11 protein-coding genes are annotated in these 17156 nt (G+C 65.2%); 9 read left to right on the top strand and 2 right to left on the bottom strand.

From position 1 onward, the window contains the following. The first annotated feature begins 620 nt into the window (after positions 1-620). From bcsQ to KUO17_RS17925, 9 genes are read left to right on the top strand one after another with little or no spacing between them, the layout of a single operon-like run. Entirely contained in the window at positions 621-1664 is a 1044-nt protein-coding gene (bcsQ, locus tag KUO17_RS17965; protein ID WP_217976875.1) for a cellulose biosynthesis protein BcsQ, read from the top strand. Then, positions 1661-3889, top strand: coding sequence for a UDP-forming cellulose synthase catalytic subunit (gene bcsA / locus KUO17_RS17960; RefSeq protein WP_217976874.1), 2229 nt, complete (start codon positions 1661-1663; stop codon positions 3887-3889). The genes bcsQ and bcsA overlap by 4 nt, the downstream gene beginning before the upstream one ends. After that, a complete protein-coding gene (gene bcsB / locus KUO17_RS17955; protein ID WP_425274874.1) occupies positions 3886-6210 on the top strand; it encodes a cellulose biosynthesis cyclic di-GMP-binding regulatory protein BcsB in 2325 nt (774 codons plus the stop codon). Before bcsA ends, bcsB begins: the two co-directional genes overlap by 4 nt. A 4-nt stretch (positions 6211-6214) precedes the next feature. Then, positions 6215-7453 (top strand): cellulose synthase complex periplasmic endoglucanase BcsZ, encoded by a 1239-nt coding sequence (gene bcsZ, locus KUO17_RS17950; protein WP_217976873.1) that lies wholly within the window; start codon positions 6215-6217, stop codon positions 7451-7453. Continuing rightward, positions 7429-11412, top strand: coding sequence for a cellulose synthase subunit BcsC-related outer membrane protein (locus tag KUO17_RS17945; protein ID WP_217976872.1), 3984 nt, complete (start codon positions 7429-7431; stop codon positions 11410-11412). Before bcsZ ends, KUO17_RS17945 begins: the two co-directional genes overlap by 25 nt. 18 nt (positions 11413-11430) lie before the next feature. Then, on the top strand, positions 11431-12090 hold the full coding sequence (locus KUO17_RS17940; RefSeq protein ID WP_217976871.1) for an SGNH/GDSL hydrolase family protein: 660 nt from the start codon (positions 11431-11433) through the stop codon (positions 12088-12090). After that, a complete protein-coding gene (locus tag KUO17_RS17935; RefSeq protein ID WP_217976870.1) occupies positions 12087-12758 on the top strand; it encodes a DUF4397 domain-containing protein in 672 nt (223 codons plus the stop codon). The genes KUO17_RS17940 and KUO17_RS17935 overlap by 4 nt, the downstream gene beginning before the upstream one ends. 18 nt (positions 12759-12776) lie before the next feature. Continuing rightward, positions 12777-14192, top strand: a complete 1416-nt coding sequence (locus KUO17_RS17930) for an MBOAT family O-acyltransferase (RefSeq protein WP_217976869.1) — start codon at positions 12777-12779, stop codon at positions 14190-14192. Beyond that, complete coding sequence (locus KUO17_RS17925; RefSeq protein ID WP_217976868.1) at positions 14192-15346, top strand: alginate O-acetyltransferase AlgX-related protein; 1155 nt, start codon at positions 14192-14194, stop codon at positions 15344-15346. Before KUO17_RS17930 ends, KUO17_RS17925 begins: the two co-directional genes overlap by 1 nt. Positions 15347-15355: 9 nt before the next feature. On the opposite strand, the gene KUO17_RS17920 is transcribed toward KUO17_RS17925, so the two are convergent. Together KUO17_RS17920 and KUO17_RS17915 are read right to left on the bottom strand one after the other, a co-directional pair. After that, complete coding sequence (locus tag KUO17_RS17920; protein WP_217976867.1) at positions 15356-16357, bottom strand: DUF4434 domain-containing protein; 1002 nt, start codon at positions 16355-16357, stop codon at positions 15356-15358. Between the two features lie 102 nt (positions 16358-16459). Beyond that, positions 16460-16789: a hypothetical protein gene (locus KUO17_RS17915; protein WP_217976866.1), complete on the bottom strand. Its 330-nt coding sequence runs from the start codon at positions 16787-16789 to the stop codon at positions 16460-16462. Positions 16790-17156: the final 367 nt, after the last annotated feature.

The following is a 17156-nucleotide window of genomic DNA, read 5'->3' as shown; positions in this document are numbered from 1 at the left end:
CGCACCGCGCGTGCAGGCTGCGCGGGCGCCCTGCGTCAGTTCGCCAGCAAGGCAGGCGCGCAAGCCGCCGCAGACAAGCCCCTCTCGCTCCGTTGATCGGACAACTCCTCCCTTCACCCACCTCTCGCCCACCCCGCCAGACACGCACAACGCAAAGCTTGTTAACCTACACACATTGTGGAAACAAGCTGACATACCTCACGGATGACTCCTCAGTCATTTCCTACAATCGCACTAAGCTTTTAGTGTTTTATGCCGATTAGGATGAAGTAAGGCATCCGTGTGCGTGCAAAACGGGTGCAGATCAGTCAATTTTATGGCGCTATATTTTCATGCTGACCGTCTGGCGAAATACAAGCGATAAAACAAACAAAATATTGACACTATTACTTTGATATCACACATTAGCGCCATCACAGCAGTGTGACAGACCTTATCTGCCCCAACAGTCGTTCAGATAGCCGTAGGCCGGGATTACACACATGAGTCATGCAGACGATATTGGAAATCTGTTCCACCGATTTGGGGCAAGTGCGGACAGTTACAAGGAAATCGACACCGAGTTCGAATTTATCGAACCTCTGCTGACCGCTGCTGAACCCGACACTGCAGCCATACCCGTGCCCGTCGCCCCTGTGGCACAGACGCTGGCCGCCCTCAAGCTGCCGCCGACCGTCACGGTCGCAGCCGTTCCCGCTCCAGTACCGGTGCCTGCACCCACGCCGTTGAACCTTGCGCCCGACCCTGTTGCCCAACCGTCGGCGCCCCTGTCGTTGCGCGAGCAACTGCAGGCCGCTGCACGTCTGCGCCGCGCCACGGCGCAAGGGTTGAACCAGGGAGCACTGGAGCACGCCATGCACAAACCCATGCCGATACGCCCCAAGGCGCACATTATTGCCGTGGTTTCGGCCAAGGGCGGCGTGGGCAGGACCACCTTCGCAGCCGCCCTGGCCAAACTGCTCGAGCGCCCGCAAGGGCGCGTGCTGGCCCTGGACCTCGACCCGCAGAACAGCCTGGGCGCACAACTTGGCCTGCCGCGCTCAGCCCCCGGCCTGAGCCAGGCCAGCCAGGGCGACGAAACCTGGAGCAGCCATTGCCAGGCGCTGCCCGCCTCGCCCGTGGAGTGCCTGCCGTTCGGCCACGCCGATGCCGCCCACGTACGCAGCCTGGAGCAACACCTGGCAAACGAACCCGCCTGGCTGATGCAGCAACTGGCGTCGCTGGCACTGAGCAGCGACGATGTGCTGATCATCGACCTGCCCAGCGGTGCCAGCCCGTGGCTGGCGCCGACGCTGGCGATGGCCGACCAGGTGGTCGCCGTGACGCTGCCCGACCCGGCGTCGTACCGGGTGCTGGACGAACTGCAGGCCTGGCTTGCGCCGCTGCACCAGCGCACGCCGGCGCCGCGCTGCAGCTACCTGATCAACCAGGTCGACCCGACCCGCGCACTGAACCTGGACATGTGCCAGGTACTGCGCCAGCGCATCGGGCGTGAGCTGCTGGGCATGGTCAGGCTCGACTACAGCCTCGACGAAGCCCAGGCCTTCGAATTCGATCCGTTCGCCCAGGTCCCCGGCAGCCCTGCCTGCCAGGACCTGCGTGCAGCGGTGCATGCCGTTGCCGCCACCCTTGCCCATCATCGCCAAGAATCCAGCGCCTCATGACCGCCGACCTTAACCAGGCGCCTGCACCGCAGGCGCCCACAACCTCTGCGCGCTTGAGCGCCTGGCTCGAACGCGCCGGGCAATGGCCGCAGCCTGTGCTGCGTGGCCTGAAGATCGGTGCGGCAGTGATCGGCGTGCTGCTGCTGGTGGCCGTGGTGACCGCGCCCCTGGACCTGCAGCGCCAGTTTGCCTTCGCCGCCCTGTGCTTCGCGGCGCTGCTGATGCTGCGCAAGCTGCCCGGGCGCCTGCCGGTGCTGGCCATGGTGGTGCTGTCGCTGGTGGCCACGCTGCGCTATGTGTACTGGCGCCTGACCGACACGCTGGGCTTCGACAACTGGCTGGACATGCTGTTCGGCTATGGCCTGGTGGCGGCCGAATTCTATGCGCTGGTGGTGTTGGCCTTCGGCTATATGCAGACCGCCTGGCCACTGCAACGCAAGCCCAGGATCCTGACCCAGGACCCCAGGGACTGGCCCACGGTGGATGTATTCATCCCTACCTACAACGAAGCGCTGAGCATCGTGAAGCTGACCATCTTCGCTGCCCAGGCCATCGACTGGCCACGCGACAAGCTGCGCGTGCATGTGCTGGATGACGGCCGCCGCGACGAATTTCGTGAATTTTGCCGGCAGATCGGCGTCAACTACATCGTGCGCGACAACAACCGTCACGCCAAGGCGGGCAACCTCAACGAGGCCCTGAAGGTCACTGATGGCGAGTACATCGCGATCTTCGACGCCGACCACGTACCCACCCGCTCCTTCCTCCAGGTGGCCATGGGCTGGTTCCTCAAGGACCCGAAACTGGCGCTGCTGCAGACCCCGCACTTCTTCTTCTCGCCCGACCCGTTCGAGAAGAACCTCGACACCTTCCGCTCGGTCCCCAACGAAGGCGAGCTGTTCTACGGCCTGGTGCAGGACGGCAACGACCTGTGGAACGCCACCTTCTTCTGCGGCTCGTGCGCGGTGATCCGCCGCACCCACCTGCTGGAAGTCGGCGGTGTGGCCGTGGAGACCGTGACCGAGGATGCGCACACCGCACTCAAGCTCAACCGCAAGGGCTACAACACCGCCTACCTGGCCATCCCGCAGGCGGCGGGCCTGGCCACCGAAAGCCTGTCACGCCACATCAGCCAGCGGATCCGCTGGGCACGCGGCATGGCGCAGATCTTCCGTACCGACAACCCGTTCATCGGCAAGGGCCTGAGCTTCGGCCAGCGCGTGTGCTACGTGAACGCCATGCTGCACTTCTTCTATGGCCTGCCGCGCCTGGTGTTCCTCACCGCGCCCCTGGCCTACCTGATCTTCGGCGCGCAGATCTTCCACGCCTCGGCGCTGATGATCACTGCCTACGTATTGCCGCACATCTTCCACGCCAGCCTGACCAACTCGCGCATCCAGGGACGCTTCCGTCATTCGTTCTGGAACGAGGTGTACGAGTCGGTGCTGGCCTGGTACATCATGCGCCCGGTGCTGGTGGCGCTGGTCAACCCCAAGCTCGGCGGCTTCAACGTGACCGACAAGGGCGGCATCATCGACAAGGAATACTTCGACTGGGAGCTGGCGCGGCCGTACATCATCCTGCTGACGCTCAACCTGATCGGCCTGGGCTTCGGCGTGTTCCAGCTGATCTGGGGCGACCCGGCCGCCGCCATCACCATCGTCATCAACCTGGCGTGGACGCTCTACAACATCATCATCACCAGCGCCGCCGTGGCGGTGGCCAGTGAAACCCGCCAGGTACGCTCCGAACCGCGTGTGCGCGCCGAGCTGCCGGTGCGGGTACAGCCCCCCGACGGCCCGGCCATCGACTGCACCACCGTAGACTTCTCGCAGAAAGGCGTGGGCTTCAAGCTGCCCGAGGGCCAGAGCCTGCAAAAAGGCCAGGAGATCCAGGTGACCCTGATGCGCAAGCAGCAGGCCTGCGTGCTGCCGGCCACCGTGGTGTTCAGCAAGGGCAACATGGCCGGCGCGCAGTTCAAGCCGCTGACCCTGCGCCAGCAAAGCGATTTCGTGCGCCTGACCTTCTCGCGTGCCGACACCTGGGCCTCGACCTGGGGCTCCAGCAGGCCCGACACCCCGCTGGGTGCCCTGCGCGATGTCAGCAGCATCGGCGTGCGCGGCATGGTCGACCTGGCCCAGGCGACCTTGAGTGCCCTGCGCCACCGTCGTCACACGCGCAAGTCGGCCCCTCCTCCTCTCGAACCTTCGTTGGACACGCAATGACCGTCATGTCTCATACCGGCCAGCAAGTGAACCTGTCGCGCCGTTCCCGCACCTTGCTCACCGGCGCCCTGCTGTGCCTGGGCAACCTGTTGCAACCCGCGCTGGCCGACGAGGCTGCGAGCGCCCCGGCCGTCCCCGCAGCCGCCGCTGTGGCCAGCCAAAGCCCGGCGCCCGCGATCAAGGACGGCTACCAACTGAGCCTCAAGCAACTGGGCAAGAACTACACCATGAGCCTGCGCGGCGTGGAGTCGACCGACACGGTCAACTTCGATATCCGTGCCGACGAAGTGGTCACCGGCGCGCAGCTGACCCTGCAGTACACCTACTCGCCGGCGCTGCTCAGCGAGCTTTCGCAGATCAACATCATGGTCAACGACGAGGTCGCGGCGAGCATACCGCTGCCCAAGGAGAACGCCGGCTCGCTGCAAAAGCAGGTCATCGAGATTCCGCCGTACCTGATCACCGAGTTCAACCGCCTCGGCGTGCAACTGATCGGCCACTACACCATGCAGTGCGAAGACCCGCTGCATACCAGCCTGTGGGCCAAGATCAGCAACGACAGCCAACTGAGCCTGCAGGTCAAGCCGGTGATACTGCCCAACGACCTGTCGCTGTTGCCGCTGCCATTGTTCGACCGGCGTGACCCGCGCGCGCTGAACCTGCCGTTCGTGTTCGCCACGGCCCCCGACAACACCACGCTGGAAGCCGCTGGCGCGGTGTCGTCGTGGATGGGCGCACTGGCCAGCTACCGTGGCGCGAACTTCCCGACCAGCCTGCGCAGCCTGCCGGCGACCGGCAACGCCGTGATCCTGGTCAACACCGCCGAAGGCAGCCAGGTCGAAGGCCTGACGCTGCCTGAGATCAAGGGCCCGACCCTGTCGCTGGTGAGCAACCCGAATGATGACCACGGCAAGCTGCTGATCATCGCCGGGCGCGACAGCGCGCAGCTCAAGCGCGCCGCCACCGCACTGGTGATCGGCAACCGCAGCTTCTCTGGCGCCAGCGTGCAGATCGACACGCTCGACATACTGCAGCCGCGCAAGCCCTATGACGCGCCGAACTGGCTGCCGACCGATCGCCCGGTACGCCTGGGCGAGCTGATCGAGCCGCGCCAGCTCAACGTGTCGGGCTACAACCCCGGCGTGATCACCGTGCCGGTGCGCCTGCCGCCCGACCTGTTCAACTGGCGCGAGCGTGGCGCCAGACTCGACCTCAAGTACCGCTATACCCCGCAGCAGACCTCGTCCAACTCCTCGCTGCTGGTGAGCTTCAACGACAATTTCATCCAGTCGATGAACCTGCCCTCGATCGAGAGCCTGGGCGGCGGCGAAGGCCTGCTGGCGGCGCTGAAAAAAGACGACAGCGTGGCGCGCAACGTGAGCATGCTGCTGCCGCTGGATTCGGTCGCGCTGCAATCGCGCCTGCAGTTTCGCTTCATGTACGACTACATCAAGCAGGGTGAATGCCGCGACATCATCATCGACAACATGCGCGGCGCGATCGACCCCGACTCCACCCTGGACCTGAGCGGCTATGACCACTTCATGGCCATGCCCAACCTGGGCGTGTTCAAGGACAGCGGCTTCCCGTTCACGCGCCTGGCCGACCTGTCCGGCTCGGCAGTGATCCTGCCCGACAACGCCAGCAACGCCGACTGGAGCGCCTACCTGACCGTGCTCGGGCGCTTTGGCGAGTCGACCGGCTACCCGGCCACCGCCGTCACCGTGGCCCAGGCCGCACAGGTCGATGCGCTGGCCGACAAGGACCTGCTGGTACTGGCCTCCGGCGACAACCAGCCGCTGCTCAAGACCTGGGCCGACCACCTGCCGAGCAAGACCCAGGACGCCAGGCAGTATGTGGAGTTCTCCGACCTGCCGATGCGCCTGCGCGAATGGATCAGCCCCGACCCGCAGGCCAACCTGCGCGCGGCACGCGGCGCGTTCACCTTCACCGGCGAGAACCGCAGTTCGTACGTCACCGGCTTCGAGTCGCCGCTCAAGGGCGGGCGCAGCGTGGTGGTGCTGTCCAGCCCGCAGCCGCAGTACCTGGCCGAGGTGACCGACGCGCTGATCGGCGGCGAACAGTACACCCAGTCGCTGCAAGGCAGCCTGGTGGTGATCAACGGCAGGAACATCGAGTCGCTGGTGGCCGAACAGGCCTACTACGTGGGGCATCTGGGGCCGTTCAGGTATATTCAGTGGCTGCTTTCGCAGCACGTGCTGGCCCTGCTGCTGCTGACCATCCTGGGTGTTGCATTGGTAAGCCTGGTAGCGTTTGTCTCGCTGCGCGCCCTGGCCAAACGCCGCCTCAACGACGAGTAGACCCATGCCACTGCCTACCGGACACACTACCCTGCTGCCCGCCAATCGCCTGCGAACGCGGCTGCGCCAGCTGCTCGGGGTCAGCGCCCTGACGTTGCTGCTGCCCGGCCTGAGCCAGGCGAACAGCTGCCAGGCCGACCCCTGGCCGTTGTGGCAGGTGTTTCGCGAGCACTTCGTGCAGCCCGACGGCCGCGTGCTCGACGCCAGCACCCCGCAGCAGCACAGCTCCTCGGAGGGGCAGTCGTACGCGATGTTCTTTGCCCTGGTCGCCAACGACCAGGCCAGCTTCGACAAGCTGTGGCTGTGGGCCCGCGACAACCTCGCCGGCGGCGACATCAAGCAGAACCTGCCCGGCTGGTTCTGGGGCCTGGACGACAAGGGCCAATGGCGCCTGCTGGACCGCAACTCGGCCTCGGACGCCGACCTGTGGTTCGCCTACGCGCTGATCGAGGCCGCACGCCTGTGGAACACCTCCGCCTACACCGCCCAGGCCAACCAGTTGCTGGCCAATATCAAGGCGCGCGAAGTGGCCGACCTGCCGGGCCTGGGCATGATGCTGCTGCCCGGTGCCGAAAGTTTCGCCAAGCCCGATCACTTCTGGCAGCTCAACCCCAGCTACCTGCCGGTGCCGCTCCTTCGGCGCATGGCCGTGGTCGACCCCAAGGGGCCGTGGAGCCAGATCGCACGCAACACCGCCAGCCTGATCAAGGGCGTCAGCCACAACGGCTATGTCGCCGACTGGGTCGGCTACCGTGGCACGGGCCCCGACAAGGGCCTGTTCGTGATCGACCCGGTCAAGGGCGAGACCGGCAGCTACGATGCCATTCGCACCTACATGTGGGCCGGCATGATCCCGAGCAAGGATCCGCTGGCCAAGCCGATCCTCGACAGTCTCGACGGCATGGCGCGCAGTGTCGCAACCCATGGTGTGCCGCCGGAAAAAGTCCTGATACAGGCCAACACCACCAGCGGCGACGGCCCGTTCGGTTTCTCCGCCGCCCTGCTGCCGTATTTCAAGGCACGCCAGCAGCCGTGGCTGCAAGAGCAGCAGCGCGCGCGTGTCGAGCAACTGATGAGCAAGCGCCTGACCCCCGAAGCGGTGCAGGCCAGACAACCCCCTTACTACGACTTCGTACTGAGCCTGTTCGCCCTGGGCTTCATGGATGATCGCTACCACTTCCTCGACGACGGGAAGTTGCAACCACTCTGGGAGGCCTCATGCCCTCGCGCCGCCAAGCCCTAGCCATCGGGGTCCTCGCGGCCCTGATCCACAACAGCAGCTTTGCCGAGCTCAGCGAGAACGGCAAGGTACTGCTTGAGCAGGGTCAGTACTGGCAGGCCCGCAAAGACAAGAACCGCGCCACCGAAGCCTGGCGCAAGCTGCTGCTGATCGATCCGCAGCAGGCCGACGCGCTGTACGGCCTGGGCCTGCTGGAGCTGGACGGCAATCGTGCGCAGGGGGCCAAGCGCTACCTGGACCAGCTCAAGCAGTCGCACCCCGGTGAGCGCCAGACCCTGCTGCTGGAGCAGGAAATCGCCCTGCACAACAGTGACAACACCGCGCAACTGGAGCAGGCCCGCCAACTCGCCGAGTCGGGCGAGCTGGACCAGGCCGTCACGGTGTACCGCCAACTGTTCGACGGCAAGCTGCCACAGGGTGAACTGGGCCTGGAGTTCTACAGCTACCTGGGCTACACGCAGGGCGGCTGGCAGGAAGCGCGCCAGGGCCTGGAACGCCTGCAGGGCCTGGCGCCGAACAACGCCAAGATCAAGCTCAACCTGGCCAAGCTGCTGCTGCGCAACGAAAGCACGCGCATCGAGGGCATTGGCCGGTTGTCGACCTACACCACCGACCCGGAAATCGGCAGTGAAGCGGTCGAGGGTTGGCGCCAGGGCCTGTCCTGGCTGGGTGCGCCGCGCCCGGCCGAGGTGCCGCTGTTCGATGCCTACCTCAAGGCCTACCCCGACGACGAAGAGATCCGCAATCAGCTCAAGAGCGGCGCCCGCGCCACCCAGGCCAGCGCCGCCCCGCAACAGAACGCCCACCTGCTGCGCGGCTTCAAGGCGCTCGACGCCAACGACCTGAACCAGGCCGAACAATCCTTCCAGGCCCGCCTGCGCGAACAGGCGCAGGACGCCGACGCACTCGGCGGGCTGGGTATCGTGCGCCAGCGCCAGGGCCGCCTGGGCGATGCCGACGCCCTGTTCAGGCAGGCCATCAGCCGCGGCAACAGCAGCCGCTGGCAGAGCGCGCTGCAAGGCAACCGTTACTGGGTGCTGCTGGAGCAGGCCAATGCCGCGCGCGATGCCGGCAACCCGCAAAGCGCACGCGAACTGCTGCAACGCGCCATTGCGATGAACCCGCGCCAGGTCCAGGGCCACATCAGCCTGGCCGACCTGCAAGCCGCCCAAGGCCAGTTCGACACCGCCGAAGTCACCTACCGCCAGGCCCTGAGCCTGGATGCCGGCAACCCCGACGCCTTGCGCGGGCTGGTCAGCGTATTGGCGCAGAACGGCAAGCTGAGCGAAAGCCAGCGCCTGATCGACGGCCTCAGCGATGCCCAGCGCCAACGCCTGGGTGACCTGCGCGTACTGCGTGCAGCCATCGCCGTGGGCCAGGCCAGGGACCTGGAGCGCAGTGGCGACCTGGCCGGTGCGCGCAAGGCGCTGGAAGAGGCCGTGCGCAACGACCCGCAGAACGTGTGGGCGCGCTACGACCTGGCGCAGCTGTACCTGAAGGCCGATGCCCCAGGCAAGGCGCGCCAGACCATCGATGACATGCTCAAGGCCAACCCGCAGCGGGCCGAAGCGCTATACGCCAGCGCGCTGTTTGCCAGCCGTCTGGGCGAATGGCAGTCGACGCAGCGCAGCCTGGCGCAGATCCCCGTCGCCCAGCGCACCGCCGCCATGCAGGCGCTGGCCGAAGAAACCGAACTGCGCCTGCTCGCCAGCGAGGCCGCGAGCCTTGCCAAGCAAGGCCAGCGCCAGCAGGCGATGAAGCTGCTGCAACGCGCCGAACCAGGTGCTGCGAACAACCCGGACATGCTCTCGGCCCTGGCCTCGGCCTACATCGACATAGGCCAGACCGAGCACGCCCTGGCCATGCTGCGCACCGCCATCGCACAAAGCAGTACGCCATCGCCGGCGCTGCGCCTGGCCTATGCCGGCGCGCTGCTCAAGGCGGGCGACGATATGCAGGTGAGCCAGATCCTGCGCGAGCTGCGCAGCCAGCCGCTGCAGGCGGCCGAACAACGCAGCTATGACGACCTGGTGTTCCAGTACACCGTGCGCCAGGCCGACCTGCTGCGCGAAAAAGGCGACCTGGTGGCCGCCTACGACACCCTCGCCCCGGCCCTGGCGCAACGCCCGCAAGACCCGCAGGCGGTGTCGTCGCTGGCGCGCATGTACCTGGACAACCGCAACCCCGACAAGGCCGTGGAGCTGTTCACCCCGCTGCTGCGCCAGTACCCGGACAACGCCGATGTGCAGATGGGCGCTGCGCAGGCCTACCTGGCGGCCGGTGATGCCGGCAAGGCCGAGCAGGCAGTGCAAAGCGCCTTGCAGCTGGCGCCGCAGAATCCACAGATCCTGACCAGCGCTGCCGGCTATTACCGTGGCCGCGGCAAGCTGGCCAAGGCCGAGCAGCTGTATGCCCAGGCACTGGCCTTGCAGGCCCCGCCCGAGCAGCACGTGCTCAACCCGTTCGGCCAGGCGATTGCCGCCAACCCTTTCGTCGGCCAGCCCGGCCAGCGCAAGCAGTCGCGCCTGAACGAAGCCGCCCTGGCCGAGATCCCGGAGCCTGCACAAACCCAGGTCAGCGCCCGCAACAGCGACAGCTTCGACGCGCCGGTGCTGCTGGCCAGCCGCGACAGCGAGCCTGGCTTGCGCACGGCCAGCCGTGGTGCCGCCAGCAGCACAGCACCAGCACCTGTCGACCCGCGTGCCGCGATCCAGACCGAGCTGGACACCCTGCGTGAAGCCCGCAGCCCGCAGATCAAGCAAGGCGTGACCTTCCGTGGCAACGACAGCGAGTCGGGCCTGGGCAAGATCACCGATGTGGAGGCGCCGCTGGAAATCAGCGTGCCGTGGAACGATGACCGATTGGCGTTGCGTATTACGCCGGTGTCGTTGAATGCCGGTGGCGTGAGCAGCGAGCCGGCTGACCGCTTCCGCTTCGGCGGCTTCACCACCGAACAGATCGCCAATCTGGGCAATGCAGGCAGTCAGGAGCAGATAGCGCAGGCGGCTTCAGATCTGTTCTTTGGCAGCACCGGCAAACAGAAAGATACAGGCGTCGGTTTCGCCGTGGCTTACGAGAATCCATCACTGGGGCTTAAAAGCGATCTGGGCGTAAGCCCGGTCGGTTTCCTCTACAGCACGGCGGTCGGCGGCATCAGTCTGGATCGTTCCTTCAGCGAAGGCAGCAATTGGCGCTATGGCCTTAACCTGTCACGGCGCTCGGTGACCGACAGCCTGACCTCCTTCGCCGGTGCACGTGATGCGCGCAGTGGCCTTGAATGGGGCGGCGTAACCGCCAACGGTGGCCGCCTGCAGCTGGGTTATGACAACCAGCGCTACGGCGTCTATGGCTACGGCTCCTGGCACAAACTGGTGGGGCACAACGTCGACGACAATACCCGCACCGAACTGGGCAGCGGAATCTACTGGTACTTGCTGAACAACCAGGACAAGCGCCTGACCGCCGGCCTGAGCGTCACGGGCACCCAGTACGATGAAAACCAGAGCTTCTTCACCTACGGTCATGGCGGCTATTTCAGCCCGCAGAACTTCTTCTCGATCGCGATCCCGGTCAACTGGGCGCATCGCGGGCCTGACTGGAGCTACCAGGTCAATGGCTCGCTCGGCATGCAGCATATCGAGCAGGATGGCGCCCCGTATTTCCCCCGAGACGCGCGCCTGCAAGCAGCGTTTGACCAGGCTTCGCAGATTCTCGCCCAGAATGGCACGGACTTCCGTACCCGCTATGCATCGCAAAACAAGTCCGGCATCGGCTACTCACTCGGTGCCAGCGGCGAGTACCGACTGGGCGATGGTTTCTTCTTCGGCGGCACGCTGGGCGTGGACAACGCCCGCGACTATCAGCAATGGACCGGTGGCCTGTACCTGCGCTACCTGTTCGACGATGGCCACGGCGCCATGCCGTTGCCCGTCAACCCGTACCGTTCCCCTTATTCGAATTAAATTGCAGGAGTATCAACCATGGCTAGTTCACTTCTCGCCGGCCTGACCATTCTGATGATCGGCGACAGCCACCTGGCAACGCCCGACTACCTGATCAAGAGCCTGCACGACAACCTCGTGCAACAAGGCGCCCAGGTGCACTCGCTGGGTATCTGCGGCGCCAACGCCGGCGACTGGCTCAAAGCCACCCCCGGCACCTGCGGCGGTGCCGAGCGCCGTGGCATCGACAAGCCGGTGGTGCTGGGCACCAAGGCCGCCACCCAGCCGATCGGCGACCTGATCAAGGCCGACAAGCCTGACGTGGTGGTGGTGGTCATGGGCGACACCATGGCCAGCTACACCAAGCCGGCCTTCCCCAAGGCCTGGCTGTGGCAGCAGACCACCAGCTTTGCCAAGGAAATCGCCAACAGCGGCGCCAAGTGCGTGTGGGTCGGCCCGAACTGGGGCACCGAAGGCGGCAAGTACGGCAAGACCTACGCCCGTGTCGAGCTGACCTCCAAGTTCCTCGCCGCCAACGTGGCGCCGTGCGACTACATCGACTCGCTGAAGTTTTCCAAGCAGGGTGAATGGGCCACGGTCGACGGTCAGCACTTGACCGCCCCGGGCTACCTGACCTGGAGCAAGAAGATCAGCGAAGAGATCGTCAAGTCGCCGGTGGTGGTGGGTGTGAAGAAATGAAGACCGCCCTGCACGCTGCGCTGCTGGCCCTGCCCATCGCCTTGAGCGCGGGCCTGGCCCAGGCTGAAATCGCGCTGTACCCCACCGGCCCCAGCGAAGACTCGGCGTTCCTGCGCTTCGTCAACGCCGCACCCGGCACGCTGCAACTGGTGGCGGACGGTTCCAAGGCCAGCCTGCAGCTGGACGCCGCCAAACCGGTGTCGGCGTACCTGCCGGTACCGGCCGGCAAGGCGATCAAGGGCACCCTGAGCCGCGACGGCAAGACCTCGGCGCTGGACCTGAGCGTGGCGCCGGGCGAATTCGCCACGGTGTTCGCGCTGCAGGATGCCAGTGGCATCAAGCAACGCGTGGTGCGCGAGCAGCCCGACGACTTCAACGCGCTCAAGGCTTCGCTGGCCTTCGTCAACCTCGACCCCGCCTGCCAGGGCGCGAGCCTGCGCCCGGCCGGGCGTAACGCCGACCTGTTCAAGGACGCGCCAGAGGCCAGTGTGCAGCGCCGCTCGATCAACCCGGTGAAGCTCTCGGTGCAACTGGTGTGCGCCAACGCCAACGTCGGCAGCCCCGTGGACCTTGGCGAGCTCAAGGCCGGCGAGCGTTACAGCGTGCTGCTGTTGCCGAGCGCCAATGGCCCGCAACTGCTGACCGCAACGGACACGCTCTCCAACTGACCGGACGTCTTCACCACCATGGTATTCGCCTCACTCGAGTTCCTGACGCTGTTCCTGCCGATCTTCATGCTGGTGTATGCGCTGAGCCGTCCGGCCTGGCGCAACGGGGTGCTGCTGATCGGCAGCTGGTTGTTCTATGGCTGGCTGAGCCCGCTGTTCCTGCTGCTGCACATGGTGCTCACCGTGATCGCCTGGGTCGGCGGCCTGCTGGTCAACCGCAGCCATGAGGATTCGCGTGGGCGCATGCGCCTGCTGGTCGCACTGATCGTGCTCAACACCCTGGTGCTGTGCTGGTACAAGTACGCCAACATCCTGGCCGCCAACTACAACGAGCTGATCACCTACTACGGTGCCCTGCCGATGGAGTGGCAGCGCGTGGCGTTGCCGGCCGGGCTGTCGTTCATCGTGCTGCAGGCGATTTCCTACCTGGTCGACGTGCATCGCCACACCGTGCCGGTGGAGCGCAGCTTCGTCAATTTCGCCACCTATATCTCGATGTTCGGCCATTCGATTGCCGGCCCGATCATTCGCTACGACTGGGTACGCCGCGAACTCGAGCAGCGCTACTTCAACTGGCAGAACTTCTCCCTGGGCGCACGCCGCTTCATGATCGGCATGTGCATGAAAGTGCTGGTGGCCGACACCCTGTCACCGCTGGTGGACGTGGCCTTCCACCTGGACAACCCGTCGTTCCTGGATGCCTGGCTGGGCTGCCTGGCGTACTCGCTGCAGCTGTTCTTCGACTTTGCCGGCTACAGCTGCATGGCCATCGGCCTGGGCCTGATGCTGGGCTTCCACTTCCCCGAGAACTTCAACCGGCCGTACCTGGCCAGCAGCATCCAGGACTTCTGGCGGCGCTGGCACCTGTCGCTGTCGAGCTGGCTGCGCGACTACCTGTACATCGCCCTGGGCGGCAACCGCTACGGCACCTGGAACACCTACCGCAACCTGTTCCTGACCATGGCCATCGCCGGCCTGTGGCACGGTGGCGACAGCTGGAACTACCTGCTGTGGGGGTCGGCGCACGGTATCGCGCTGTGCATCGACCGGGCCTGGAGCCGTTCCAGCCTGCCGGCGGTGCCCAAGGTGCTGTCGCACACGCTGACGCTGCTGTTCGTGTGCCTGGCCTGGACCCTGTTCCGCGCACCGGACTTCGCTACCGCGGTGTCAATGTACGCCGGCCAGTTCGGCCTGCACGGCTTCGCCCTGGGCGAGGCGCTGGCGGCCACCGTACGGCCGGTGCATGGCCTGGCAGCGCTGCTGGGGGTAGTGTGTATCGTGTTGCCGATCTGGCAGGTGCGTGCAGAGCATCGCTTCGGCCACCGCACCTGGTTCGTGCAGGCTGCTGCGCTGTGGCCGGTGGCCGGCTTCCTGTTGTCGTTCGCACTGATCGCCAGCCGCGATTCGGTACCCTTCCTGTACTTCCAGTTCTGATGACGATGAAGACACCTCCTCCAAGCACGGCCCCTACTCCGCCCAGCGCCCTGGCCTTGCGCACCAGCCCGATCGCCGGCATCACCCTGGCGGTGTTCCTGGGTGCCGGCCTGCTCTCGTGTGGTTGGCTGGCGGCCAGCGGCAAGCTCGAACTGATGCCGGAAAAGCACCTGTCCAACGGCGACGTGCTGCACGGCGAAATCACCCACCGCATCGCCAAGGAACTGGCCAAGGCGCCGTTGCCGGGCCAGGCCGCCGACCTGGAACGTGCCGGCAGCTGGCTGGTGCTGGGCGATACCGGCCCGCGCGTGCGCCCGGGGTGTGCGCAGTGGCTGTTCCTGGCCGATGAGCTGAAGGTCAACCGGCATGCCGCCGACAATGCCAAGGCCAAGGCCGATGCGGTGATCGCGCTGCAACAGGGCTTGCAGCAACGCGGCATTCGCCTGCTGGTGAGCGTGGTGCCGGACAAGAGCCGCATCGCGGCCAGCGAGCTGTGCGGGCTGACCCGCCCCGGCCTATCGAACGCGCGCATCCAGCAATGGGCGCAGCTGCTCAAGGGCGCGGGCGTGACCACCCTTGACCTGACCGCCAGCTTGCAGCCACTGGGCGCCGAGGCATTCCTGCGTACCGACACCCACTGGAGCGAGACCGGCGCGCAGGCGGCGGCCCAGGCGATTGCCGAACAGGTCAAGCGCATGGGTTTGAGTGCCACGCCGAACAAAGCCTTCGACACCCACCAGGAGGCGCTGGCGCCACGCCCCGGCGACCTGGTGCGGCTGGCCGGCATCGACTGGCTGCCGGTGGCCCTGCAACCGCCACAGGAACAGGTTGCACCCACCGTCATTACCGAACGGGTGGAAGCCGCCAGCGGGTCGGCCGACAACCTCGACGACCTGTTCGGCGACGACAACCTGCCGAACGTGGCGCTGATCGGTACATCGTTCTCGCGCAACTCGAATTTCGTCGGCTTCCTGCAACGTGCCCTGGCGGCGCCGATCGGCAACTTTGCCAAGGATGGCGGCGAGTTCTCCGGTGCGGCCAAGGCCTACTTCGACAGCCCGGCGTTCAAGCAGACCCCGCCGCAACTGGTGATCTGGGAGATCCCCGAGCGCGACCTGCAAACACCGTATGCCGGCGACGTGCACCTGGACTGAAGCGCTGGCTCAGGCGCGCGCCTTGAGCCATTGCTGGCGCAGCGCCTGTGCCGCGGCATCGTCCTGCAGCACCCAGGGGTCGAGGGCAAACGCCACCACTTGCTCGGCCCCGGTGGTGCGCGCCCATTCCAACTGCTGCGCCACGCGTGGGTAGTCGGCCGAGCGTGCCTTGAAGTCGGTGCCATCGTTCTTTTCGGACGGCAGTTGCTCGAACAGCTCGACGATCACATCGAAGGGCATGCGCTGCCCGCGCAGCATGTCCAGCAGCGGCTCGATTGCCTTGAGGTTCGCCCACCCGGCCACGCCCACCCCATCCTGCACCATCGGGCGCAGGCGGGCCTGTTCGAGCAGGTGCTGCCACAGTTGCACCAGGTCGCCCTCGGTAGGCAATTTGCTGAAATAGGTAGAGATCGCAGGTACACCCTGGCCGGCTTGCTGCGATGCCTCGGACAGTGCTGCCAGCCACTGGGCCAGACGCTGCTGGGCAGTGCGCTCGGCCCAGTGGTATTGCTCGATTTCGTAGGGGATGTACCAGCCGGCGAATTGCGCATGCCGTGACCACGGCGACTCACTGATGTACCGGATGGCGTCTTGCAGAGAGCGCTCGAAGAATACCGCCTGGGCGGCGGCGTCACTGCCGAGCACCTTCCACCAGCCCTGGTCGCACGGCAAGCCGATGCGCACGCGCATGCCGTTGGCGCCGGCGGCATCGAGCAGGTGCTGCATCGAGGCGTCCGGCAGGCGCCACGCTGGTTCGCTGCCACCGTGCAGACCGACCCATTGCAACACCAGCTCGTGGCTGCCCAGCGCGTGCATGGCGGCCATGCGCGCCATCCAGTCGTCGCGGCCGAGCTGCAGGTGGCTTTGCCAGAGTTGCAGGAAGGTGGCGTCGATGTGGGGTTTGCGGCTGCAGGCGGTCAGCGGCAGCAACAACGCAAGCGCGGGGGCGCAGGCGACCAGGTGCAGAAACCGGCGCCGTTCACGAAAGGGTGTTGCTGGAGGGGTGGGCATGGGGACCTGTCAATCGTGACGTCATCGGCGTGGGACGCCCATGATAGCCACTCTGCCGAACGCCCGCTGCGCGAAAACGCGCAGCGGGCGTTCGGCACGGATTCAGGCGCGCTTGAGGTGATGCACCGAGTCCAGGGTGGTGAAGTGGTAGATGCCGTGCTGCTTCTCCAACAGGCAGCACCAGCCTTCAAGCTCACCGACTTGCACCACGAAGCTCATGGCGTCGATACCTGCCAGGCCAGCGGCCGCTTCGACAACCGTCTTCACGCGCTTCTCGACGGCAGCGTCATACACCAGTTTGTATGACTTTTCCCATATAGCACTGGCATTGGAAAACATTCTCCAGCCATCTTCCTTCAAGACTTTATGAAAGGCAGTGCGTTGAACGATACCGGTATTGGAGAGATCAAGCGACAACAGGCAGATCGTCATGATGAGTTCCCTCGACAGTAGTTTTTATCCCCTTGTAAACTAGCCAAAGAATCAGACCATGGCAATCGCACTTAGCCATCATTCACACCACTAAAACACTACAAGATCTTACTTAAACATATAATCATTCATCGCGAATGAGTGATCCTAGGAAAAGTATTACATGACGACCTGGCACTATCACTTCTTGTGAATAAACAGGGCCACTTTTTGAGCGGCCCTAATACGCCATCCACCTTCATGCACCAGAAGGCATTTTCAGAAGAAACTCACATGCGACAAACAAGGTTATTCTTTATGTTTAAACTTGGCAGATATAAACAGCAGACAGTCAGACGCCGGGTATCTTTTTATCGCTGTGTCGCCA

Source organism: Pseudomonas aegrilactucae, assembly GCF_019168305.1.
Classification (GTDB): domain Bacteria; phylum Pseudomonadota; class Gammaproteobacteria; order Pseudomonadales; family Pseudomonadaceae; genus Aquipseudomonas; species Aquipseudomonas aegrilactucae.
The sequence above is the reverse complement of the archived record's forward strand: the minus strand, read 5'-3'. Positions and strand labels throughout refer to the sequence as shown.